This window comes from Kitasatospora sp. NPDC090308 (genome assembly GCF_044769485.1).
Lineage (GTDB): Bacteria > Actinomycetota > Actinomycetes > Streptomycetales > Streptomycetaceae > Kitasatospora > Kitasatospora fiedleri.
Map to the genome: position 1 here is coordinate 507,939 of NZ_JBIVXY010000005.1, position 22,865 is coordinate 530,803.

21 protein-coding genes are annotated in these 22,865 nt (G+C 74.8%); 8 read left to right on the forward strand and 13 right to left on the reverse strand.

All coding sequences use genetic code 11. The annotated features are described in order from the left end of the window. Nucleotides 1-266: 266 nt before the first annotated feature. The 9 genes from ACIQVD_RS15535 to argC form a co-directional block, all read right to left on the reverse strand. Nucleotides 267-761 carry a GNAT family N-acetyltransferase gene (locus ACIQVD_RS15535; RefSeq protein ID WP_400689640.1) on the reverse strand — a complete coding sequence of 165 codons (495 nt, stop codon included), beginning with the start codon at nucleotides 759-761 and terminating at the stop codon, nucleotides 267-269. Nucleotides 762-1,049: 288 nt separating this feature from the next. Further along, nucleotides 1,050-2,414: an FAD-binding oxidoreductase gene (locus tag ACIQVD_RS15540; protein ID WP_402289389.1), complete on the reverse strand. Its 1,365-nt coding sequence runs from the start codon at nucleotides 2,412-2,414 to the stop codon at nucleotides 1,050-1,052. Nucleotides 2,415-2,518: 104 nt separating this feature from the next. Continuing rightward, nucleotides 2,519-3,940 carry an argininosuccinate lyase gene (gene argH / locus ACIQVD_RS15545; RefSeq protein WP_402289392.1) on the reverse strand — a complete coding sequence of 474 codons (1,422 nt, stop codon included), beginning with the start codon at nucleotides 3,938-3,940 and terminating at the stop codon, nucleotides 2,519-2,521. A 90-nt stretch (nucleotides 3,941-4,030) separates the two neighbouring features. Next, nucleotides 4,031-5,224, reverse strand: coding sequence for an argininosuccinate synthase (locus ACIQVD_RS15550; RefSeq protein ID WP_033253685.1), 1,194 nt, complete (start codon nucleotides 5,222-5,224; stop codon nucleotides 4,031-4,033). 110 nt (nucleotides 5,225-5,334) lie between these two features. After that, nucleotides 5,335-5,889 (reverse strand): arginine repressor, encoded by a 555-nt coding sequence (locus ACIQVD_RS15555; RefSeq protein ID WP_400689650.1) that lies wholly within the window; start codon nucleotides 5,887-5,889, stop codon nucleotides 5,335-5,337. Between the two features lie 25 nt (nucleotides 5,890-5,914). Next, entirely contained in the window at nucleotides 5,915-7,117 is a 1,203-nt protein-coding gene (locus tag ACIQVD_RS15560; RefSeq protein WP_400689653.1) for an acetylornithine transaminase, read from the reverse strand. Next, the gene (gene argB, locus ACIQVD_RS15565; protein WP_402289397.1) at nucleotides 7,114-8,046 is read right to left on the reverse strand and encodes an acetylglutamate kinase; all 933 of its coding nucleotides are present in this window, start codon (nucleotides 8,044-8,046) and stop codon (nucleotides 7,114-7,116) included. Before argB ends, ACIQVD_RS15560 begins: the two co-directional genes overlap by 4 nt. A 22-nt stretch (nucleotides 8,047-8,068) precedes the next feature. Continuing rightward, entirely contained in the window at nucleotides 8,069-9,253 is a 1,185-nt protein-coding gene (argJ, locus tag ACIQVD_RS15570) for a bifunctional glutamate N-acetyltransferase/amino-acid acetyltransferase ArgJ (protein ID WP_400689659.1), read from the reverse strand. Then, nucleotides 9,250-10,278: an N-acetyl-gamma-glutamyl-phosphate reductase gene (gene argC, locus ACIQVD_RS15575; RefSeq protein WP_400689662.1), complete on the reverse strand. Its 1,029-nt coding sequence runs from the start codon at nucleotides 10,276-10,278 to the stop codon at nucleotides 9,250-9,252. The genes argJ and argC overlap by 4 nt, the downstream gene beginning before the upstream one ends. A 104-nt stretch (nucleotides 10,279-10,382) precedes the next feature. Here argC and ACIQVD_RS15580 point away from each other — a divergent pair, with 104 nt between their 5' ends. Further along, nucleotides 10,383-11,567, forward strand: coding sequence for a hypothetical protein (locus ACIQVD_RS15580; protein WP_402289402.1), 1,185 nt, complete (start codon nucleotides 10,383-10,385; stop codon nucleotides 11,565-11,567). 80 nt (nucleotides 11,568-11,647) lie between these two features. Here the strand turns inward: ACIQVD_RS15580 and ACIQVD_RS15585 are convergent, their stop codons facing one another. Further along, nucleotides 11,648-12,646 carry a LacI family DNA-binding transcriptional regulator gene (locus tag ACIQVD_RS15585; protein WP_402289405.1) on the reverse strand — a complete coding sequence of 333 codons (999 nt, stop codon included), beginning with the start codon at nucleotides 12,644-12,646 and terminating at the stop codon, nucleotides 11,648-11,650. Nucleotides 12,647-12,912: 266 nt separating this feature from the next. Here ACIQVD_RS15585 and ACIQVD_RS15590 point away from each other — a divergent pair, with 266 nt between their 5' ends. The 6 genes from ACIQVD_RS15590 to ACIQVD_RS15615 all read left to right on the forward strand — a co-directional run bounded on the left by ACIQVD_RS15590 (nucleotide 12,913) and on the right by ACIQVD_RS15615 (nucleotide 17,542). Continuing rightward, nucleotides 12,913-13,830, forward strand: coding sequence for a ribokinase (locus ACIQVD_RS15590; protein ID WP_402289408.1), 918 nt, complete (start codon nucleotides 12,913-12,915; stop codon nucleotides 13,828-13,830). A 113-nt stretch (nucleotides 13,831-13,943) separates the two neighbouring features. Further along, entirely contained in the window at nucleotides 13,944-15,290 is a 1,347-nt protein-coding gene (locus ACIQVD_RS15595; RefSeq protein ID WP_402289411.1) for an NtaA/DmoA family FMN-dependent monooxygenase, read from the forward strand. 108 nt (nucleotides 15,291-15,398) lie between these two features. Beyond that, nucleotides 15,399-15,914, forward strand: a complete 516-nt coding sequence (locus ACIQVD_RS15600; RefSeq protein WP_400689677.1) for a flavin reductase family protein — start codon at nucleotides 15,399-15,401, stop codon at nucleotides 15,912-15,914. Next, on the forward strand, nucleotides 15,907-16,344 hold the full coding sequence (locus ACIQVD_RS15605; RefSeq protein WP_402289414.1) for a riboflavin kinase: 438 nt from the start codon (nucleotides 15,907-15,909) through the stop codon (nucleotides 16,342-16,344). The genes ACIQVD_RS15600 and ACIQVD_RS15605 overlap by 8 nt, the downstream gene beginning before the upstream one ends. Nucleotides 16,345-16,460: 116 nt before the next feature. Continuing rightward, a complete protein-coding gene (locus ACIQVD_RS15610) occupies nucleotides 16,461-17,153 on the forward strand; it encodes a nicotinamide riboside transporter PnuC (RefSeq protein ID WP_400689683.1) in 693 nt (230 codons plus the stop codon). Nucleotides 17,154-17,233: 80 nt separating this feature from the next. Then, the gene (locus ACIQVD_RS15615) at nucleotides 17,234-17,542 is read left to right on the forward strand and encodes an Imm21 family immunity protein (protein ID WP_402289417.1); all 309 of its coding nucleotides are present in this window, start codon (nucleotides 17,234-17,236) and stop codon (nucleotides 17,540-17,542) included. A gap of 53 nt (nucleotides 17,543-17,595) precedes the next feature. Here the strand turns inward: ACIQVD_RS15615 and ACIQVD_RS15620 are convergent, their stop codons facing one another. After that, on the reverse strand, nucleotides 17,596-19,101 hold the full coding sequence (locus ACIQVD_RS15620; protein WP_402289420.1) for a hypothetical protein: 1,506 nt from the start codon (nucleotides 19,099-19,101) through the stop codon (nucleotides 17,596-17,598). 76 nt (nucleotides 19,102-19,177) lie between these two features. Further along, the gene (locus ACIQVD_RS15625) at nucleotides 19,178-20,401 is read right to left on the reverse strand and encodes an erythromycin esterase family protein (RefSeq protein WP_402289423.1); all 1,224 of its coding nucleotides are present in this window, start codon (nucleotides 20,399-20,401) and stop codon (nucleotides 19,178-19,180) included. A gap of 81 nt (nucleotides 20,402-20,482) precedes the next feature. Between ACIQVD_RS15625 and ACIQVD_RS15630 the strand changes: the two genes are divergently transcribed. Continuing rightward, nucleotides 20,483-21,184 carry a MerR family transcriptional regulator gene (locus ACIQVD_RS15630; RefSeq protein ID WP_402289426.1) on the forward strand — a complete coding sequence of 234 codons (702 nt, stop codon included), beginning with the start codon at nucleotides 20,483-20,485 and terminating at the stop codon, nucleotides 21,182-21,184. Nucleotides 21,185-21,243: 59 nt separating this feature from the next. On the opposite strand, the gene ACIQVD_RS15635 is transcribed toward ACIQVD_RS15630, so the two are convergent. After that, nucleotides 21,244-22,860 (reverse strand): amidohydrolase, encoded by a 1,617-nt coding sequence (locus ACIQVD_RS15635; RefSeq protein WP_402289429.1) that lies wholly within the window; start codon nucleotides 22,858-22,860, stop codon nucleotides 21,244-21,246. Between the last annotated feature and the right edge of the window lie 5 nt (nucleotides 22,861-22,865).

The following is a 22,865-nucleotide window of genomic DNA, read 5'->3' on the forward strand; positions in this document are numbered from 1 at the left end:
CCCTCAGCGGCGACACATTCGACGGCCGCACATGCGCGACTCACCTGCCGGCGTCGCGCCGGTGGGGATGCATGTCGTCGTCGTGGTCATGGAACCCAGTAAATCAGACATATGGTCCGTGTCCCAGTTTTCAGGACCAGCTGTCCGCATTGCGGACACGATCCTTGCGGCACAAGCACTGCGGCGCCCGACCCCTCGTTCGGGTCGGGCGCCGCGCCGGGTCGGGCCCGGGTGCCGCGCGGTTCAGGCGGCCGGTGTCGCCTGGTTCAGGCGGCCAGGCTGGTCGCCACCGGCTTGGCCAGCGTCACGATCGACAGCCGGCGGGACACCTCGCGGACCTCGGTCTCGCGGTAGCCGAGCCGGCGGTACAGCCGCAGGTTGCCCAGGCTGCGGTGGCCGGTGAACAGCTCGAAGCCGCCGGTCGCGCCGTCCGCGGCCAGCTGCGCCTCCAGCCCCTCCAGCAGGCGGCGGCCCAGGCCGTGCCGCTGCATCCGCGGGTGCACCACCAGTCGGCCGATCTGGCCGACGCCCTTGGCGTCCACCCAGCCGCGGACGCTGCCCACCACCTCGTCGCCGAGCCGGGCCACCAGCACCCGGTGCTCGGACATCTCGGCCTGGAGGCTCTCCAGGGTCTGGGTCAGCGGCTCCAGCGTCCAGTCGCTGTACAGCTCCGCCTCGCTCTGGTAACCGAGGTACTGGAGCTTGAGGATCTGCTCCGCCTCCTCCGGTCGTGCCGCTGCGATGATCACACTCATGCCCATGTGCGGGGGCCTCCATCGTTAAGTGCCCGGCGCGTGCGAGTGAGGGTCTGGCACCGGTTCCTGTCCGAGGTGTGCCCGGACGGGGATCTGCCCGGCCCGGGAGAAGCGCGACGCGCCCCGCCGGACGGTGGCCCGGACAGCCGGAACTGACACGCTCACGCTCAGTATCCGGGGAGTCGGGCGACCGTCAAGAGAGACGTTCGCCACCGCTCTACCCAGCCGACCCCTGCTCTCAACCTTCCCGACGCCCGACGTGGCGAGCGTCACGCCCGCCCGGGCGCCCCCGCGTCACCCGTTCGGCCGGATGTTCCGATTGACCCGGAACAGGTTCGCCGGGTCGTACCGCTCCTTCAGCGCCACCAGCCGCTCGTACTTCGCCAGCCCGTACGCCTCCACCACCCGGCCCTGCCCCTCGGCGCCCATCAGGTTCACGTACGCGCCGCCCGAGGAGAACGGCCGCATCGCCTCCCAGCACCGCCGCACCCACGCCGCGTGCGGCTCCGCCGGGCCGTCGGTCCAGCGCGCCACCGCGCTCAGCAGGTACGGCGCCGTCCGGTAGGTGTACGCGGTGTCCTCCGGCCCCACCCGGGCCACCGCGCCGCCCAGGAACGCCAGCTGCACCCGGGCCAGCGGGCCCGGCGCCGCGTCGACCTGCTCGGCCAGCCGGTCGATCGCCGCCGCGTCCAGCACCGACAGGAACTCCGAGCGCCCCGCGTTGCCCGCCCCCGGGCCCAGGCCGGCGTCCAGCATCCGCTGCCACAGCGGGTACGGCCGGGTCTGCACGGTGTCCGCGACCACCCCCGGCAGGGCGCGCAGCGGCGCCACCGCCTCCCGTCCCCGGTCGGCCCGGCCCGACCAGCACAGGCCGATCCGCAGCACCGTCCGGTCCGGCAGCTGCGGCATCCCGCGCGGGCGCCCGAACTCCACCATCACGGTCAGGCCGTCCGGGGCGTCCGCCATGAAGTCCCGCACCGCGGCGAGGGTCGGCGCCAGCAGCTCCACCGGCACGTACACCGCCCCGCACAGCAGGTGCGGCCCCACCCGGTGCAGCCGGTACGTGAACGAGGTCACCACCCCGAAGTTCCCGCCGCCCCCGCGCAGCCCCGCGAACAGCTCCGGGTGCGCCGCCGCGCTCGCCGTCAGCAGCCGCCCCTCGGCGGTCACCACGTCCGCCTCCACCAGGTTGTCGCAGGTCAGCCCGTACGACCGGGCCAGCCAGCCGACTCCCCCGCCGAGCGTCGTCCCCGCGATGCCCGCCGCCGAGTACGGCGCGCCCGTAGTCGCCAGGTCGAACGCCTGCGTCTCGTGGTCGAACGCCCCCCAGGTCACCCCCGGCTGCGCCCGGGCGAGCCGCCGGGCCGGGTCCACCCGGACGCCGGTCAGCCGGGACAGGTCGATCAGCATGCCGCCGTCGCAGGTGCCCAGGCCCGCCAGGCTGTGCCCGGCGCCCCGCACGGCGGCGGGCAGGCCGTGCTCCCGAGCCACCGCGACGGCCTGGAGCACGTCCGCGACGCCGCTGCACCGGGCGATCAGCTCGGGCCGCCGGTCCACCGCCGCGTTCCACACCGCCCGCGCCGCGTCGTACCCGACGTCCCCGGGCACCACGATCTCGCCCCGGAACCCCTCGGCGAGCGCCATGGCTGCTGTGGCCATGGCTCCAGCGTAGGCCGGGAGACGGCCGGGGGCCCGGGGAACGGCGGGCCAGGAGCCGTTCCGCCGTCCCCCGGGCCCCCGGGCCGGTGCCTGCCGGAGACCGCTCAGCCCAGCCAGGACTGCTGGGCGGCGAGGTCCTCCTTGATCTCGGCGAGCTGGACGGCGACGGCCGACGGGGCGGTGCCGCCGCGGCCGTTGCGGGAGGCGATCGCGCCGTGGACCGAGAGGACGGTGCGGACCTCGGGGGTGAGGTGCGGGGAGATCGCGGCGAACTGGGCGTCCGTCAGGTCGGAGAGCTCGATGCCCTCGGCCTCGCAGACCTTGACGCAGGCGCCGGCCACCTCGTGCGCGACCCGGAACGGGACGCCCTGCCTGACCAGCCACTCGGCGATGTCGGTGGCGAGCGAGAAGCCGGCCGGGGCCAGCTCCTCCAGCCGCTCGCGGTGCACCGTCAGGGTGGCGATCATGCCGGTGAAGGCGGGCAGCAGGACCTCCAGGGTGTCGCAGGAGTCGAAGACCGGCTCCTTGTCCTCCTGGAGGTCGCGGTTGTAGGCGAGCGGCAGCGCCTTGAGGGTGGCCAGCAGGCCGGTCAGGTTGCCGATCAGGCGGCCGGACTTGCCGCGGGCGAGCTCGGCGATGTCGGGGTTCTTCTTCTGCGGCATGATCGACGACCCGGTGGAGAAGGCGTCGTGCAGCGTGATGAAGCCGAACTCCTTGGTGTTCCAGATGATGATCTCCTCCGCGATCCGCGAGAGGTTGATGCCGATCATCGCGGTGACGAAGGCGAACTCGGCGACGAAGTCGCGCGAGGCGGTGCCGTCGATCGAGTTGCCCACCGAGCCGCGCTCGAAGCCGAGTTCGGCGGCGACGGCCTCCGGGTCGAGGCCGAGCGAGGAGCCGGCCAGCGCGCCGGAGCCGTACGGCGAGACGGCGGTGCGGGCGTCCCACTGGCGCAGCCGCTCGGCGTCCCGGCCGAGGGCCTGGACGTGGGCGAGGACGTGGTGGGCGAACAGCACCGGCTGGGCGTGCTGGAGGTGGGTGCGGCCGGGCATCGCGGTGGTGGGGTGGGCCTCGGCGAGGCCGACCAGGGCGTGCTGGAGGTCGAGGACCAGCGCGCCGATGACCTTGCCGTGGTCGCGCAGGTACATCCGGAACAGGGTGGCGATCTGGTCGTTGCGCGAGCGCCCGGCGCGCAGCTTGCCGCCGAGGTCGGGGCCGAGGCGCTCCAGCAGGCCGCGCTCCAGGGCGGTGTGGACGTCCTCGTCGGCGACGGTGCCCACGAACGCGCCGGACTCGACGTCGGCCAGCAGCTGGTCCAACCCGGCCAGCATGGCGTCGAGTTCGGCCGCGCTGAGCAGCCCGGCCCCGTGCAGGACCCGGGCGTGCGCCTTGGAGCCGGCGATGTCGTAGGGGGCGAGCCGCCAGTCGAAGTGGACGGAGGCGGAGAGCTTGGCCAGGGCCTCGGAGGGGCCGTCGGCGAAGCGCGCGCCCCAGAGGCGGACGTCTGCGGGCTGGTCGGCGGTCATCGCGTGGGCTCCTTCGGGTGTGGCACAGCAGGTCTGGGTGTGGCACCGCCCCGGCCGCCACGGGCGGTCGGGGCGGGTACCGGTGGTGGATCAGGCCAGGTCGCGGCGGGCGGCGATCTTCGAGGACATGCCGAAGATCTCGATGAAGCCCTTGGACATGGACTGGTCGAAGGTGTCGCCGGTGTCGTAGGTGGCGAGGTTGAAGTCGTACAGCGACCGGTCCGACTTGCGGCCGTTGACCACGGCGCGGCCGCCGTGCAGGACCATCCGGATCTCGCCGGAGACGTGCTGGTTGGCCTCGTTGACGAAGCCGTCCAGGGCGCGCTTGAGCGGGGAGAACCAGAGGCCGTCGTAGACCAGCTCGGCCCAGCGCTGCTCGACCTGCCGCTTGTAGCGGGCCAGTTCGCGCTCGACGGTGACGTTCTCCAGGGCCTGGTGGGCGGTGATCAGGGCGATCGCGCCGGGGGCCTCGTAGATCTCGCGGGACTTGATGCCGACCAGACGGTCCTCGACCATGTCGAGGCGGCCGATGCCCTGGGCGCCGGCCCGCTTGTTGAGCTCCTCGATGGCCTGGAGCACGGTGACCTTGCGGCCGTCGACCGCGACCGGCACGCCGGCCTCGAAGGTGATGACGACCTCGTCGGCCTCGCGCGGGGCGGCCGGGTCCTGGGTGTACTCGTAGACGTCCTCGATCGGGGCGTTCCAGATGTCTTCCAGGAAGCCGGTCTCGACGGCGCGGCCGAAGACGTTCTGGTCGATCGAGTACGGGTTCTTCTTGGTGGTGACGATCGGGAGGTTCTTGGCCTCGGCGAAGGCGATCGCCTTGTCGCGGGTCATCGCGTAGTCGCGGACCGGGGCGATGCACTTCAGGCTCGGGGCCAGCGACTGGATGCCGACCTCGAAGCGGACCTGGTCGTTGCCCTTGCCGGTGCAGCCGTGGGCGACGGTGGTGGCGCCGTGCTTCTGCGCGGCGGCGACCAGGTGCTTGACGATCACCGGGCGGGAGAGCGCGGAGACCAGCGGGTACTGGCCCTGGTACAGGGCGTTGGCCTTGAGGGCCGGCAGGCAGTACTCGTCGGCGAACTCGTCGCGGGCGTCGGCGACCTCGGCCTCGACGGCGCCGCAGTCGAGCGCGCGCTGGCGGATGACCTCCAGGTCCTCGCCGCCCTGGCCGACGTCGACGGCGACGGCGATGACCTCGGCGCCGGTCTCCTCGGCGATCCAGCCGATGCAGACGGACGTGTCCAGACCGCCCGAGTAGGCGAGTACGACGCGATCGGTCACGGCTATCTCCATTCACAACACAGGTTCCATGCGGCGTTAGGCATAAGTATGCACCACCGCGTATGAGTTCACAAACCAGTACCGCACAGCGTGTTTGAAACGCCTCGGAGCTACTGCGACTTGGCCTGGGCGAGTTGCATCAGGTGGTCGGCGAGCGCCTGCCCGCCGGCCGCGTCGCGGCTGATCAGCAGCACGGTGTCGTCCCCGGCGATGGTGCCGAGGATCTCGAACACCTCCGCGGTGTCGATCGCGGAGGCCAGGAACTGGGCCGCGCCCGGCGGGGTGCGCAGCACCACCAGGTTGCCGGAGGCGGTGGCGGAGACCATCAGCTCGCCCGCCAGCCGGGCCATCCGGGCCTCGCTGGCGGACTCGCCCATCGGGGCGCGCGGGGTGCGGTCCCCGCCCTCGGCCGGGACGGCGTAGATGAGCGCGCCGTCCCGGTTGCGGATCTTCACCGCGCCGAGCTCGTCCAGGTCCCGGGAGAGGGTGGCCTGGGTGACCACGAGTCCGTCGTCGGCGAGCAGCTTGGCGAGCTGGCTCTGCGAGCGGACGGGCTGACGGGTCAGCAGGTCCACGATCCGCCGGTGGCGCGCCGTGCGGGTCTGCGGGACCTGCGGCGTGGGGCCGGTGGCGGGGGTCGTGTGCTCGGAGCGGGGTTCGGTCATAACTGATGATTCTCCTGAAAGACGCTCAGCTGTTCGCGTCGGGGGCGGCTTCGCGGACCGTCCGGAGGATCTCGGGCAGCGCGGCGAGGAAGGTGTCGGCCTGCTCCTCGGTGAGCACCAGCGGCGGGACCAGCCGGACGGCGTCCGCGGTGGCGGCGTTGACCAGGAAGCCCGCCTCCTGGGCGGCGGCCTGGACCTTCCCGGCCACCGGCGCGGTCAGCACGATGCCCAGCAGCAGGCCCTTGCCCCGGACGTGGTCGACCAGCGGGTCGCCGATCGCCTCGATCCCGGTGCGCAGCCGCTCGCCGAGCTTGGCGGCGTGCTCCAGCAGGCCCTGCCGCTCGATGGTGTCCAGCACGGCGAGGCCGGCCGCGGCGACCACCGGGTTGCCGCCGAAGGTGGTGCCGTGGTGGCCGGGACCGAGCAGGTCGGCGGCCGGGCCGAAGGCGAGCACGGCGCCGATCGGCAGGCCGCCGCCGAGGCCCTTGGCGAGGGTGACGAGGTCGGGGTCGACGCCCTCGGTCGCCTGGTGGGCGTACCAGTGGCCGGTGCGGCCGATGCCGGTCTGGATCTCGTCCAGGACCAGCAGGGTGCCGGTGGCGCGGGTGATCTCGCGGGCCGCCTTCAGGTAGCCCTCGGGGAGCGGGATCGCGCCGTTCTCGCCCTGGATCGGCTCCAGGAAGACCGCGGCGGTGTCGGTGGTGACGGCCGCGCGCAGGGCCTCGACGTCGCCGAGCGGGACGTGGGTGACGTCGCCGGGCAGCGGCCGGAACGGGTCCTGCTTGCCGGGCTGGGCGGTGAGCGCGAGGGCGCCCATGGTGCGGCCGTGGAAGGCGCCCCGGAGCGAGACCAGGTGGGTGCGGCCGGTCAGCCGCGAGATCTTGAAGGCGGCCTCGTTGGCCTCGGTGCCGGAGTTGCAGAAGAACACCCGGCCCGGGCGGCCGTCCAGCTCGATCAGCTTCTCGGCCAGCCGGATGGTCGGCTCGGCCGTGAACAGGTTGGAGACGTGGCCCAGGGTGGTGATCTGCCCGGTCACCGCCTCGACGACCGCCGGGTGGGCGGTGCCCAGCGCGTTGACGGCGATGCCGCCGACCAGGTCGAGGTAGCGCTTGCCGTCGGCGTCCCACAGCAGCGGGCCCTCGCCGCGCACCAGCGGGATGCGCGGGGTGCCGTAGTTGTTCATCAGCGCGTGCCGGTAGCGCTCGATGATGGCGTCGTTGCTGCTCATGCCAGTCCCCCCAGTACGGTGCTCTCGTCGTCCGGCACGACCATGGTGCCGATGCCCTCGTCGGTGAAGATCTCCAGCAGCAGGCTGTGCTGGACGCGGCCGTCCAGGACGCGGGCGGTGCCCACGCCGGAGCGGACGGCGCGCAGGCAGCCCTCCATCTTGGGGAGCATGCCGGTGGCCAGGGTGGGGAGCATCTCCTCCAGCTCGCTGGCGGTCAGCTGGCTGATCACGTCGTCGGAGTCGGGCCAGTCCTTGTACAGGCCCTCGACGTCGGTGAGCACGACCAGCATCTCGGCGCCGAGCGCGACCGCCATGGCGGCGGCGGCGGTGTCGGCGTTGATGTTGTAGACGTGGCCGTCGGCGCCGCGGGCGATCGAGGAGATCACCGGGATGCGGCCGTCGGCGATCAGCGCCTTCACCGCGCCGGCCTCGATGTTGACGATGTCGCCGACCAGGCCGATGTCGACCTGCTCGCCGTCGACCACGGCGTAGCGCTTGGCGGCGGTCATGGTGTGGGCGTCCTCGCCGGTCATGCCGACGGCGAACGGGCCGTGCGTGTTGAGCAGGCCGACCAGTTCGCGCTGGACCTGCCCGGCGAGCACCATCCGGACCACGTCCATGGTCTCGGGGGTGGTGACGCGCAGGCCGGCGGTGAAGGAGGACTCCAGGCCGAGCTTCTCCAGCTGGGCGCTGATCTGCGGGCCGCCGCCGTGCACGACGACGGGGTGCAGTCCGGCGAACCGGAGGAAGACGACGTCCTGGGCGAACGCGGCCTTGAGGTCCTCGTCGACCATGGCGTTGCCGCCGAACTTGATGACCACGGTCTTGCCGTGGAAGCGCTCCAGCCAGGGCAGCGCCTCGATCAGGGTGCGGGCCTTGGGCAGGGCGGCGTTGCTGCGGGCCTGTTCGCCCTTGGGTGCGATCTGCATGGCGGTTGTCGGCCCCCGTGGGTCAGCTGGAGTAGGCGCTGTTCTCGTGCACGTACTCGGCGGTCAGGTCGTTGGTCCAGATGCTGGCCGAGGCCCGACCGGCCTTGAGGTCGGCGGTGATGACGACCTCGCGGTCCTTCATCGAGACCAGGTCGCGGTCCTCGCCGACGCCGCCGTCCCGGCAGACCCAGACGCCGTTGATGGCGACGTCCAGCCGGTCGGGGTCGAAGGCGGCGGAGGTGGTGCCGATCGCGGACAGCACCCGGCCCCAGTTGGGGTCCTCGCCGTGGATGGCGCACTTGAGCAGGTTGCTGCGGGAGACGGTGCGGGCGACGTCGACGGCCTCCTCCTCGGTGGCGGCGTTGACCACGTCGATCCGGATGTCCTTGGAGGCGCCCTCGGCGTCGCCGATCAGCTGGCGGGCCAGGTCGGCGCAGACGGTGCGCACGGCCTCGGCGAACTCGGCCTGCTCGGGGGCGACCGCGCAGGCGCCGGAGGCGAGCAGCAGCACGGTGTCGTTGGTGGACATGCAGCCGTCGGAGTCGACCCGGTCGAAGGTGGTGCGGGTGGCGTCGCGCAGCGCGGCGTCCAGTGCGGCGGAGTCGACCTCGGCGTCGGTGGTGAGCACGACCAGCATGGTGGCCAGGCCGGGGGCGAGCATGCCCGCGCCCTTGGCCATGCCGCCGACCGTCCAGCCGGCCGGGGCGGTGACCTGGGCGGTCTTGTGCACGGTGTCGGTGGTCTTGATGGCGATCGCGGCGCTCTCGCCGCCGGTCTCCGACAGGGCGGCGACGGCGAGTTCGACGCCGGGCAGCAGCTTGTCCATCGGCAGCCGGACGCCGATCAGGCCGGTCGAGCAGACCGCGACCTCGATCGCGCCGATCCCGAGTTCGGCGGCGACCTTCTCGGCGGTGGCGTGGGTGTCCTGGAAGCCCTCGGGGCCGGTGCAGGCGTTGGCGCCGCCGGAGTTGAGGACCACGGCCGCCAGCTCGCCGTCGTTCAGCACCTGGCGCGACCACTTGACCGGGGCGGCGTGCACCCGGTTGGAGGTGAACACGCCGGCGGCGGTGTGCCGCGGGCCGTCGTTGACGACCAGCGCGAGGTCCGGGGTGCCGGACGCCTTGATGCCCGCGGTGACGCCCGCCGCGCGGAAGCCCTTGGCCGCGGTGACGCCGGTGTTGCCGCCGGGCTGGCTCTGGGTGGTCACGGTGCGACTCCGTTCAGCGGGAGGCCGAGCTCCTCGGGGAGGCCGAGGGCGATGTTCATGCTCTGCACCGCGCCGCCCGCGGTGCCCTTCACCAGGTTGTCGATCGCGCTGATCGCGATGATCCGCCCGGCGTGCTCGTCCAGCACCACCTGCAGCACCGCCGCGTTCGACCCGTACACGGACGAGGTGTGCGGCCACTGGCCCTCGGGCAGCAGGTGGACGAACGGCTCGTCGCCGTACGCCTTCTCGTACGCGGCGCGCAGCTCGGCGCCGGTGGTGCCGGGCCTGGCCTTGGCCGAGCAGGTGGCGAGGATGCCGCGCGGCATCGGCGCCAGGGTGGGCGTGAAGGAGACGGTGACCGGCTCGCCCGCGAGCGGGGCCAGGTTCTGCGCCATCTCCGGGGTGTGCCGGTGGCCGCCGCCGACGCCGTACGGGCTCATCGAGCCCATCACCTCACTGCCCAGCAGGTGCGTCTTGGCGGCCTTGCCCGCGCCGGAGGTGCCGGACGCGGCGGTGATCACCGCCTCCGGCTCGGCCAGGCCCGCGGCGAACATCGGGTACATCGCCAGCGTGACGGCGGTCGGGTAGCAGCCCGGCACGGCGATCCGCCGGCTGCCGCGCAGCGCCTCGCGGTGGCCGGGCAGCTCGGGCAGGCCGTACGGCCACGTCCCGGCGTGCGGGGAGCCGTAGAACTGCTCCCAGTCGGCCGCCGACTTCAACCGGTGGTCGGCGCCCAGGTCGACCACCAGGACGTCCTCGCCGAGCTGGGCGGCGATCTCCGCGGACTGCCCGTGCGGCAGGCCGAGGAACACGATGTCGTGCCCGCCCAGCGTCTGGACGTCGGTCGGCTCCAGCACCCGGTCGGCCAGGCCGATCAGGTGCGGCTGCAGCGCGCCGAGCCGCCGGCCCGCATTGGAACCGCCGGTCAGCGCCCCGATCTCCACCTCCGGGTGCGCCTGCAGCAGTCGCAGCACCTCACCGCCCGCGTACCCGCTCGCTCCGGCTACGGCTACTCGCAATACCATGGCATTCCCTCCTGAAGCCCGGCATGAATATACGCAACCCAGCAAAATCATGCAAGGATGCGGCGGGCCCGAACCCTGTCGCACCCGCCCCCTGGGGTGCGCCCATGACCGATCTCGCCGTCGTGGCACGCCTGTTGGACGAAGACGACCTCCCGGTGCAGCGGCTGACCTGCCACCCCCGCCTCCCGCCGGCCGCCGGGACCGGCGCCGACGGCCGGTCGATCCGGGTATGGGACTGCTCGGGCGGGCGGCTGCGCACCCTCGCGTCGTTCCAGGTCGCGGCCGTCACCACCCCCCGGGGCGGCCCCGTCCCGCCCCCGGTCGCCTGGCACCCGCACGAGCCGCTGCTGGTGGTCGGCGACGGCGGCGCGCTGCGGCGCTGGACGCCCGACGGCCCGGCCGCCCCGCTGCCCGCCCGCACCGGCTACCGGCACCTGGCGTTCAGCCCCGACGGCCGCAGCCTGTGGGCCGCACCCTCCGGCGGCGGCGCGGAGACCTCGGACGTCCTCGACCCCTCCACCGGCGCCCCCGCCACCCGCTCCGCCCACTGGTGGGACACCGGTGTCGGCGTCCACCCCTCCGGCGGGCTCGTCGCCACCCTGGTCAGCGAGCAGGGCGGCACCCTCTGCCTGTTCGCCCGCTCCGGCGACGGCCCCGGCGGCGGGCCCGCCGCGATGCGACCGGTGCGGCGCGCCCTGGTCCTCGACGCCGACGGCTACGGCGCCCCGCTGTTCAGCGCCGACGGACGGCACGTCGCCCTCCGGGGCAACGCCTACGTCGACTCGCTGGACGTCTTCGCCTTCCCCTCGCTGCGCAGGGCCCTGCACGCGGTGCTCGGCACGGACGAGCAGTGGCACCGCCACGCCCTCGCCTTCGGCCCCCGCCCCGGCGCGCTGTGGATCGGCACCCCCGGCGGCACCCTGATCGAGCTGGACGCGGAGGCCCGGACGGCCGTCGAGCACCCCGGCCCGGGCGGTGCGGCCGTCACCGCGCCGGCCGCCACCGCGGCCGGCGAACTGCTGGCCGCCCGGGCCGACGGCGGACTCGCCCTCCTCTCGGCGGGCCCCGCGCCGACCGGCGCCGCCCCGGACGGAAGCCTCGCGGCCTTCCTCGCGGGCACCGAGGAGATCCCGGCGGACGGCGCGCCGGAGCCCCACCTCGTCCTCACCGACGGCCGCGGCACCTGGGACGCCGACAGCCTGGAGACGGTCACCGACGCCTCCCCCGCCGACCCCGGCTGGCTCCGGATCCAGGCCCACGTCAACCGGGCGAAGGCCCGGGAGAGCTGACACCCGGCCCGGTCGGTCGCGTGCGGGCGGGGCGGGAGGAGGAGCGAACTTCCCTCCGCAGTAAGTGATTTGACGATCGGTCAGCCGTGCGTGTCCGCGTCGGTGGAGGCGCGGACGACGAGTTGCGGGGGGAAGCGCTCGACGTTCTCGGCACGGTCGGCCGCCGGCCCCTGGAGGAGGGTGAGGGCGCGTTCGGCCATGTCGGCGAGCGGGTGACGGATGGAGGTGATCGGGGGGTCGAGGAGTTCGAGCAGTTCGGTGTCGTCGAAGCCGGTGACGGCGATCTCGCCGGGGACGGAGACCGCCGAGCGCTGGAGGGTGCTGACCAGGCCGACGGCGAGGACGTCCGCGCCGCAGACGACGGCGTCGATCTCGGCGCGGCGTTCGGCGACGCGGCGCCCGGCGGTGCGGCCGGCGTCGGTGGTGAAGCTGGGCAGCAGGACGGTGGTGGCGTCGGCGCCGCGGGCGGCGGTGAAGGCGGCGAGCCGTTCCGCGCCGGAGGAGGACGCCTGGTCGGCGGCGACCAGGGCGATCCGGCGGCGTCCGAGGGCGTCGAGGTGGTCGAGGAGCAGGCGCATCGCGGCGGCGTTGTCGAGCGTGACGGCGACGGTGCCGGAGTCGTGCGCCCAGCGGTCGAACAGGACCACCGGAGCGCGCCCGGCGGCGGCCCGGACGGCGGCCCCGGAGGCGGCGGCGGAGACCGGGACGACCAGCAGTCCGTCCACCCGTCCGCTCAGCAGGGTCTCGATCTGCTCGGCCTCGATGGCCGGCGAGTTCGCCGCGTCGGAGACCACCAGCTGCCCGCCGGCCGCCCGGACCTGCTGGGCGATGGCGTCGGCGAGCTGGACGAAGTACGGGTTGGCGAGCGAGGGGACGACCACGCCGACGGTGCCGGTGGTGCCGGTGCGCAGCGCCCGCGCGGAGTGGTTGGTGCGGTAGCCGAGCCGCCGGGCGGCCTCCTCGACGCGGCGGGCGAGGTCGGGGTCGACGTTGCGCGGGGTGCCGGCCAGGACGCGCGAGGCGGTGGCGCGGGAGACGCCGGCGGCGGCGGCCACGTCGAGGAGTCGGGGCGCTGTCACGTGGGGGTCCTCCCCGGTCGGAGCGGTCGGAGCGGTCGGAGCGGTCGGAGCGGTTGAACGGCTGAACGGTCGGAGCTGTCGGAGCGGCTGAGCTGTCGGAGCGGTCTTCGGCGGCGGCGCCGGTCCCGGAACGGTGCCCGCCGGACCTCGGAACGGCGGGTGGCGCCCCGGTGGACCCGAGTCGGCGCAATGCGCAGCACGAGGGTACTTGACGGCCCGTGAGCGCTGGTCCAGAGTGTGGGAGATCGATCTCCCGAGGAGTCCAGATGCCGTCCATCACCGTCGTCGGTTCGGTCAACCGCGACCTCGTCCTGACCGTCGAGGACCTGCCGCGGCCCGGCGAGACCGTGCTCGCGCGGGGCTTCGTCGAGGGCGTCGGCGGCAAGGGCGCCAACCAGGCCGTCGCAGCGGCCCGGCTCGGCTCGCAGGTGCGCCTGGTGGCCCGGGTCGGGGCGGACGCGGCGCCGATCCGGCGGGTGCTGGCCGCCGAGGGCGTGGACCTCGACGCGGTGCTCACCGCGCCGGACGCCGGCACCGGGATCGCCTCGGTGGTGGTCGACCGCGCGGGCGAGAACACCATCGTGGTCAACCCGGGCGCGAACGCCGTGCTCTCGGTCGAGGACCTGCCGCAGTGGCTGGCCCGCACGCCCGGCGAGGTGCTCCTGGTCCAGCACGAGGTGGCCGCCGAGGTGGTGGCCGCCGCCGTGCTGCGGGCCCGCGAGCAGGGCGGCACGGTCGTGCTCAACCCGGCCCCGGCCCGTCCGGTCGCCCCCGAGGTGCTGGCCGCCGTCGACGTCCTGGTCCCCAACCTGGGCGAGCTGGCCGCCCTGCTCGGCGCCGAGCCCGTCTCCGGACTGCCCGCCGCGCGCGAGCTGCTGGAGCGCGCCGTGCTGCCCTGCGGGGCGGTGGTGGTCACGCTCGGCGCGGACGGGGCGCTGATCAAGCGGCCGGGCCACCCCGGCAGCGTCCACCTGCCCGCCCCGGTGGTGGACGCCGTCGACACCGTCGGCGCCGGCGACACCTTCTGCGGCGCCCTCGCCGACGCGCTCGCCCGCGGCGCCGACCTGCCCACCGCCGCGGCCCGCGCCGTCCGGGCGGCCTCGCTGGCCGTCACCGGGCTCGGCGCCCAGTCCTCGATGCCCCGCGCGGCGCAGCTCGACTCCCCCGGGCCCGCCGCGTCCTGAACCGCCCGTGACGTCCCCGCGTCCCGAACCGCCCGCGACGTCCCGACGTCCAGGCGTCCCGACCACCCCGCCGTACCGCTTCCCCCGCACCGCCTGTTCAACGGAGAACACCCATGCGCAGCCTCAAGCTCGGCCTGTTCGAGAACGCCCAGACCAACGCCAGCGGCACCGCCACCTGGCGGCACCCCGACAGCCGCCGCCACCTGTTCGACACCCTCGGCTACTGGCGCGAGGTCGCGCGGCTGTGCGAGGACGCCAAGCTGGACTTCCTGTTCCTGGCCGACGCCTGGGGCTGGTCGGAGATCGGCGGGGTGCGCCCGCCGATCGCCACCGAGGAGACGCTCGACCTGCCGCGGCTGGACCCGTTCGTGATCGCCTCGGCGCTGCTGGCCTCCACCACCGACCTGGGCCTGGTGGTGACCGGCTCGGTGCTGGTCGAGCCGCCGTACGCGTTCGCCCGCCGGCTGGCCACCCTGGACCAGCTCTCCGGCGGCCGACTGGGCTGGAACGTGGTGACCACCGGCACCGCCGACACCGCCGTGAAGGCGTTCGGGATGGACATGGTCGCGCACGACGACCGGTACGCGATGGCCGAGGACTTCCTCGACCTGGTCTACAAGTACTGGGAGGGCGCCTGGGAGCCGGACGCCCTGGAGAAGGACAAGGCCGGCCGGTTCGCCGACCCGGCGAAGGTGCACCAGGTCGCGCACGAGGGCCCGTACTTCCGCTCGCACGGCTACGGCAACACCGCCCGCTCCCCGCAGGGCACCCCGGTGCTGTTCCAGGCCGGCGCGTCCCCGGCGGGCCGCCGGGTCGGCGGGCGGCACGGCGAGTGCATGTTCGTCGGCAGCGGCAGCGTCGAGCAGTTGGCCGACCACACCGAGGCGATCCGCGCGGAGGCCGTGCGGGCCGGGCGCGGGGCCGACGGGGTCAAGGTGATGTCGGCGTTCTCCTGCGTGGTCGGCGCGACCACCTCGGACGCCGAGCGCCGCTGGCAGCGCGTGCTGGACGCCCAGCGCCCGGAGGTCACCGTCGCCTCGTACGCGATGTTCACCGGCCTGGACCTGTCCTCGTACGCGCCGGACACCCCGATGACCGAGCTGTCCACCGAGATGTCGCAGACCCAGGTCGCCCGGTTCGCGGGGAAGACGGTCGGCGACGTGCTCGCCGACTGGCACACCCACGGCGTGGGCGCCCGCCCGGTGGTCGGCACCGCCGAGGAGATCGCCGACGAGCTCTGCGCCCTGGCGGAGGGCGCCGACCTGGACGGCTTCCTGCTCTCGCCGACCGTCCAGCCGGCCTCCACGGTCGAGTTCGTCGAGTCGGTGCTGCCGATCCTGCGCGAGCGCGGCGCGTTCCGCGGCGAGTACGCGGACGGCGAGTCGCTGCGCGAGCGCCTGACCGGCTCCGGCGACCGGGCGCTGCCCGCCAGTCACCCGGCCGCGCGGCACCGCCACTGACCCGCTTCCCCTCCTCCCCCTCCTCCCCCTCCTCCTTTCCCCTCCCCCGCACCGCTTCAGGCCGCACGGGCACGACGCACCAGGCATGACGAGAGGACGGCGACGGTCATGGCCACCACCGACCGAAACCCCAGCATTTCTTCCGAGTTGGACGCGGGCGCGCTGCGGCGGGCGTTCGGGGCGTACCCGACCGGCGTGGTCGCGGTCGGTGCGCTGCGCGGCGGCGGGCCGGTCGGGTTCGCGGCCAGCTCCTTCGTGTCGATCTCGCTGGAGCCGCCGATGGTGGCGATCAGCGTGGCCCGCACCTCCACCACCTGGCCCCGGCTGGCCGGGGCCCCGGTGCTCGGCCTGAGCGTGCTCAGCCGCGGCCAGGGCGCGCTGTGCCGCAGGCTCGCCTCCCGGGCGGGCGACCGGTTCGACGGCACGCCCTGGCAGGCGACGGCCGACGGCGCGGTGCTGATCCACGACGCCGCGCTGTGGCTGACCGCCCGGGTCGGCCCGGCGTACGACGGCGGGGACCACGAGATCGTCCTGCTGGAACTGCTGAGCGCCGAACTGTTCCCGGGCGTGGAGCCGTTGGTCTTCCACACCAGCCAGTTCCGCGAGCTCACCCCGCATGCCTGAGCGGCGGCCGGCACCCCTGTCCGGCACCGTCGTCCACGGCGCCGGCCGGGGGCGGGGCCTGGGCCTCCCCACCGCGAACCTCTCCCCCGCGCCCGGCGCGGTCGTCCCGCCGCCCGCGATCTACAGCGGCTGGCTGACCCGCCCGTCGACCGGGGACGTGCACCGGGCGACGATCAGCATCGGCACCAACCCGACCTTCGGCGACTCGTCCGAGGTCCACGTCGAGGTGCACTGCCACGACGCCCCGGACGGCCTCGACCTGTACGGCGAACGGGTCGAGCTGTGGTTCGTCGCCCGGCTGCGCGACACCGAGAGGTTCGCCACCGTCGAGGACCTGCTGCGCGCCGCCCACGAGGACGTCCGCCGCTCGGCGGCCCTGCTCGCCACCGCACCCGCCCCCACCGCGGGTCCCCGCACCGCCACCCCCTGAACCCGGTCGGCCCCGCCGCTCCCCCGCTTCCCGGCGGGGCCGACCGTCCCCACCCCCTTCCGGCACGCACCCCCTCCCCCCCACCACCTCGCTCCGAACGAACAAAGGTGTGAGTCATGAGCGCGTTCCACTGGCTGAACGAGCAGTTCGGCTTCTTCGGCCTCCCCGTCTACTGGTCCGACTTCCTGGGCAACATCCTGGCGCTCGCCACCGTCTGGCTGGCCCTGCGCCGGTCGCTGGTGGCCTGGCCGGTGCAGATCCTCGGCTCGGTGTTCCTGCTGATCGCCAGCCTGAACGTGCACCTCGGCGGCAACGCCGCCCGGCAGGTCGTGATCATCGTCTCGGCGTCCTGGGGCTGGGCGACCTGGAAGCGCAGCCGCGCGCAGGAGGGCACCATCAACGTCCGCTGGGCGAACTGGACCGAGCGCGCGGTGCTGGCCGCCGCGATGGTGCTCGGCACGCTCGCGTTCGGCGCGGTGCTCAACTGGCAGGACGCCTCGTTCTACCCGGGCGCGCCGCTGTGGATGGTGATGGCGGACGCGTGGATCTTCGTCGGCTCGATCATCGCGATGTACAGCCAGGCCCGCCGCTACGTGGAGTTCTGGTTCGTCTGGCTGGCGGTCGACCTGGTCGGCGTGCCGCTGGCGGTCCACTCGGAGCTGTACTTCTCCGGTATCGTCTACGCGATCTTCTTCGTCATGGTGGTGCTCGGCATCCGCGACTGGGCCTCCCGCAGCCGCCCGCAGGAGATCGCCTCCCCGCTGGAGCCCGCCGTCCTGATCGAAAGCCGCGAGGACACCCCCCGCTGACCCCGCCCCCACCCCCACCCGGGCCGCCCCTCCCCCTCGAGGGCCGGCCCGGGTCGGCGCGTACGGGCAGGACGGCCGCCTTGGAACCCACCTGGGTGCCGTCGACGGGCGGCCCGCTGATCGTCGTCCCACGCTCCGCCCTGGCAGCCTGGGGCGGCTGCACCCCGGTCGCGCTGCTCCTCGACGGCACGGAGGACTGCGGCACCTGGGAGACCGACGGCCCGGCCGTCCTGATGGACTCCGCCACAGCGGGCACCGACCTGGGCGTCCCCCACCCGGTCGGCGGCGGACTCCCGGACCAGGCCCCCGTCGTCCCCCCGCCCGGCCGCCGGGGGGTGCGCGCCGCCGAGACCGGCGCCCCGCTCCACCTGGTCTCCGCACGGCGGTGACCGGGTGATCCGCCCACCCGCGTCCGGGTGCCCGCGCGGCTGCGGCCGGTCCGTTACTCCGGGGGCATCAGGCGCAGCAGGTCCGTGACCGGGAGAGCCGGGTTGGCGGCGGCGTGGTGGGCGGTTGCGGGGTCGGTGAGCAGGGCGCGGACGCGGTCGAGCGGGAGGGCGGGGTGGGTGGCGGCCCGGTCGCGGGCCCGCCGGTCGCGCAGGCACGCGGTGAGGGTCGGGCCGTCGGCGGCGGGGTGGCGGGCGATGGCGCGCAGGGTGGCCGCGTTGTGGTCGCCGGTGACGAGGGTGCGCAGCAGGGCGGTCGGGGTGTCCGGGTTGGCGGCGATGCCGGGGCCGACGGCGCGGCCGTGGCGGCGGTGCATGGCGGTCAACTGCCGTGCGCTCAGGCCGGGGTGGGGGGCGACGGCGTTGGCGACCTTCGCCACCGGGTCGTCGGCGAGGCGGTCGCGGACGTGCGGGGGCAGGTCGCGGCGCAGCGCGAGCAGGCGGCGCGGTTCGGGGTCGGTGGCGGCGGCGAGCCGTTCGGTCTCGGTGTGGTCGGCGGCGGCGATCCGGGGCGGCGGCACCGTCCAGGACTTGAGAGCGGCATCGGAGCGGGGCCGGTCGAGGAGGTCCAGCGGTACGGCGGGGTTGGCGACGACGGCCCGGCGCACCGACTCGTGCGGGTGGTCGGCCAGTCGGCGGATCAACCACTCGCCGATCGCCGGGTTCTCGGCGAGCGGTTCGAGCACCTGCGGCACGAGGTCGGCGGCGAGCAGCTCGTACGCGGCGGGGCCGAGGTCGGTGCGGGCGGCGAGCCGGGCGCGCAGCAACGGGGACGGGTCGCGCAGGTGGCGGAGGGCGTCGGCGACGGGCGCGGCCGGGTGGGCGAGCGCGGCCTGCGCGATCGCGTGCCGGGCGTACTGGTGGCTGCCGTCGCAGGCGGCCCCGCCGGGCAGTCGGTAGTCCGGGTCGGGGCAGTCGCGCGGGTGCGTCCACGGCGCGGGGTGGCGGGTGCAGACCTCACAACTCTCCAGCGGTGGACGATCGTTCAGCAGATCGGCGAGGACGGCGGGCGGTGTGGACGCGTTCCACCCGACGGCCTGCCGGACGTACGGCGCGGGGTGCGCGGCGAGCGCGGCGAGGACGCCGGGGTCGGGGTGCGCCTCGGCGAGTTCGACCAGGACGTCCCGGTCCCCCTCGGCGAGCAGTCGGCTTCCCACCTCGGCCGGCAGTCCGGGGCAGGACGCCAACTCGGGCCACAGTTCCCGCCGTTCGGCCAGCAGCACCGCCCACCCGCCCAGGCCCTTCCCGGCCCGCAGCAACGCCAGCGCGGCGAACGGCCGCCGCTCCGGGTCGACTCGCTCCGCCACCAGGTACCCGGTCTCCACCAGGTGCCCGGCCACCGCCGCGCCGCGCTCCGCCAGCACCTCGACCTGCCGTTCGGTCAGGTCCGCCCGCTCGGCCAGGTCCAGCGAGAGATCCGGCTCCGCCAGCTCCACCAGCCGGTCCACCGCCCCCGCCGGCAGCGAGGGATTCCCGGCCAGCCCACTCCACACATGACGCATCCCGGCATCCTCTCCCGGCCGTCCCGCACTCGCCACGGGTTTCCGGGCCGCCCCGGGACGCGCCGCCCGCCCTTCCTCAGCCGCCGCCGAACGGCCCCTGCTGGCGTGCGATGGCCCGGACGAAGACCACTCCGTCGACCAGGCCCAGCGTCTCCGGGTCCAGCCCGAAGTAGGTGTGGTCGGCCGGGACTCGGGCCTTCACCGGTCCCGACTCGCGCAGGGCCGCCGTGAGGAGGGTCGGGTCGAGGACGGTGCGCGGGGCCGGGAGGGTGGCGAGGCGGCCTTCGAGGGTGTCGGGGGCGGGGTGGTCGTCGGGGGCGCGGTGGCCGAAGGTGGTGGCGAGGAAGGCGTAGCCGTCGCCGAGGCGGGATTCGAGGAGTGATCCGGCGCTCCACCAGCGGAGTGGGTGGTCGCCGAGCGGGATGCGGGCGGCCTCGCGCTGGAGGTGCCGGTTGTGGGCGAAGGCGAGGGTCGGTCCGCGGCGGGCCTCGCGGCGGAGGATCGCCTCGAGGTTGTCGGCGATCATCAGGCCGCGTTGCCGCATCAGGGAGTTGAGCCGGTCGGGCCCGCCCCCGGCGGTCGCGGCGTGGTAGCGGAGCAGGCCGGTCGCGGTGCGGGCGTCGAGTTCGGCCTGCCAGCGCGCGTCCTCGTCATCGTCGAACTGCGGGCGGTGCGCGGCCAGCAGGACGTTCAACTCGTCGGCGAGCAGGCGCAGTCGGACGGCGTCCTCGGTGCGGCCCACCGAGCGGGTCGGGTCGAGCGCGGCGGCGGGTTCGGTCCAGCGGTCGTCCGGCCCGCAGCGGCGCTGCAACTCCGCGCGGTCGGACAGGAGTTCGCCGGGCAGTCGCGCGGCCAGGAAGTCGTGCAGCCGGAGGAGCGAAGGGCCGGGCGCGGCGGCCCCGGTGATCTCCAGCGGGCCGTCCGCCCCGTAGAACCTCAGCCGTTCACCCTCCTCCGCCCCTTCGTTGAACTCCCGCATCCAGCGCACGAGTTCGCGGTTCCCGGCGAACTCCCCGAACCCGTGGCCGAACCCCTCCCGCACCACGGTGTCCCACTCGCCCGCCGCGCCGCCGACGTACGCGTCGACGGCGCGGGCGGCCAGGCAGTCGCTCTCGACCGCGATCGAGCGGTAGCCGTGGTCGGTGGCCAGGTGGCGGAAGAGTTCGTTGCGCAGGTCGAGGAACTCCTCGGCGCCGTGGGTGGGTTCGCCGAGGGCGAGCAGCCGGGTGCCGGCGGGGACGAGGGCGGCGAGGGAAGCGGCGGAGAAGGGGCGGGCGGCGTCCCCGAGCGAGACAGTCATGACTTCCACCGTATCGTTGAAGCCACGGTGTAGACTTTTCCGCTCTCAGCCCGGGAATCGAGCAGAAAACCCTCAACCACCATGCCGCTGCGCCCGATCGATCTCGCCCGCGAGCACGGCCTGTCCACCCAGGCGGTGCGCAACTACGAGGAGGCGGGCGTCCTGCCGCCCGCCGACCGCTCCGCGCACGGGTACCGGCGCTACGGCGAACGCCACGCGGCGGCGCTGCGCGCCTTCCTCGCCCTGCTCCCGGGGCACGGCCACCCGACCGCCACCGCGATCATGCGCGCCGCCAACGCGGGCGACCTGCCCGAGGCGCTGCGCCTGATCGACGGCAGCCACGCCCTGCTCGCCGAGGACCGCCGCACCCTGGACGCCGTCCGCACCGCCCTCGACCACCTGCCGCCCGAACCCGACGCTCCCGGCCAGCCGCCCGCCGCCGCGACCCGCATCGGACCGCTCGCCCACCGCCTCGGCCTGCGCCCGGCCACCCTCCGCGCCTGGGAGCGCGCGGGCCTGGTCACCCCGTCCCGGGACGCCCGCACCGGCTACCGCGTCTACCCGCCCGCGCAGGTCCGCGAACTGCTCCTCGCCGAACAACTCCGCCGCGGCGGCCACAGCCTGGCCCGCACCGCCGACCTCCTGCACCGCCTGCGCACGGCGGGCTCCCCGGAAGCCGTCCGCCCCACCCTGACCGCCTGGCAGGACCGCCTCACCACCCGCGGCCGCGCCCTCCTCACCGGCGCGGCCGCCCTGCACGCCTACCTCGGGTCCCCGCCCTGACCCGGGCCGGGGCGCCACCGGACCAGCGCACCGCCGGACCGCAGATCGCTCGAACTCGGCTACGCCCCGCCCCGGTTGGTCACCACGCCGTTCGACATGGTGAGCGGTACCGCCGAGCGGGCGAAGGCGTCCGGGTCGGCGGTGAGCGGGTCGAGGGCGAAGGCGGTGAGGTCGGCGCGCAGGCCGGGGGCGATGCGGCCGGTGTGGTCGGGTTCGCCGGCGGCGCGGGCCGCGTGGGTGGTGTAGCCCTCCAGGGCCATCAGCGGGGTGAGGGCCTGGCCGGGGTTGACGGGCGCGGTGTCGGTGCCGGCGTGGCGGCGCAGCCTGGCGTAGGCGAGGACGCCGCGCGGGTCGTGGTGGGCGATCGGCCAGTCGGAGCCGAGGGCGAGGGTGGCGCCGGTGTCGCGCAAGGTGCGGCAGATCCAGGCGCGGTCGGCGCGTTCGGGGCCGAGGCGGGTGGACCAGGCGTCGGTGTGGTCGGCCCGGGTGTACGCGGAGTGGGTGGGCTGCATGGAGGCGGGGACGCCCAACCGGGCGAAGCGGCGGGCCTGTTCGTCGCCGAGTGTCTCGATGTGCTCGATCCGGTGCCGGCCGCGGCCGTGCCCGGGCAGCGCGGCGACGGTGTCCAGGACGTGCCGCACGCCCGCGTCGCCGATCGCGTGCGTCGCGGTGCGCACCCCGTACGCGTCCAACTGCCGCACCACGTCGGTGTATTCGGCGGGGTCGAGCCACAGCCCGGCGGTGCCCTCGCCGTGGCAGTCGGGGCGCTCCAGCCAGGCCGAGCCGCCCTCCACCGTGCCGTCCACGAAGAGTTTGACGCCGCCGACCAGCCAGTTGCGTCCGGACTCGCCCTGGAGGGAGGCGAGTTCGCGCAGTCCCTCGGCGCCGGTGCCGGGCATGCACCAGGGGGCGATGCGCAGCCGCAGCGGCAGGTGGCGGGTGTCCTCGATGGCGCGGACGAGTTCCAGGATGTCGCCGCCGGCGTCCATCACGTGCGCCCCGGCGAGGCCGCCGGCGGCCATCGTCAGCAGCAGGTCGTGGAGGGCGTCGCGCCGCCGGTCCAGCGGGAGGCGGGGCAGGACGGCGGTGACCAGGTCCATCGCGGCGTGCTCGATCAGGTGGCCGGTGGGGGTGCCGTCGGGGTCGCAGACCACGGTGGCGCGCTGGGCGAAGGCGCGCGCTCCGGTGATGCCGGCGGCGCGCAGGGCGGCGCCGGTGGCGAGGGCGGAGTGGCCGTCGTAGAGCCGGACGAAGGCGGGGGTGTCGGGGCCGAGCACGTCCTCGATCACGGAGCGGTGGACGGGGTGGCCGCCGAAGGCGTTGTGGTCGAGGTTCCAGGCCAGCACCCAGCCGTCCAGGCGTTCGGCCCGGGCCAGTGCGGCGCGCAGGCCGTCCAGGTCGCGGACGGCGGACAGGTCGGCGCCGGTGGCGAGTTCGAGCCCGAACGCGGGGTGGCTGTGGCCGTCGACCAGCCCGGGGACGAGGACGGCGTCGCCGAGGTCGATGACCTCGGTGCCGGGGCCGCGCCAGTCGCGGGCGTCGGCGGCGGTGCCGACGGCGGCGATCAGACCGTCCCGGACGGCGACGGCGCCCACCGGGGCGGCGGGGTCGGCGGCGCGGTGGCCGTCGTCGAGGGTGTGGACGGTGCGGGCGAGGACGATGGTGTCGGGCGACACGGTGA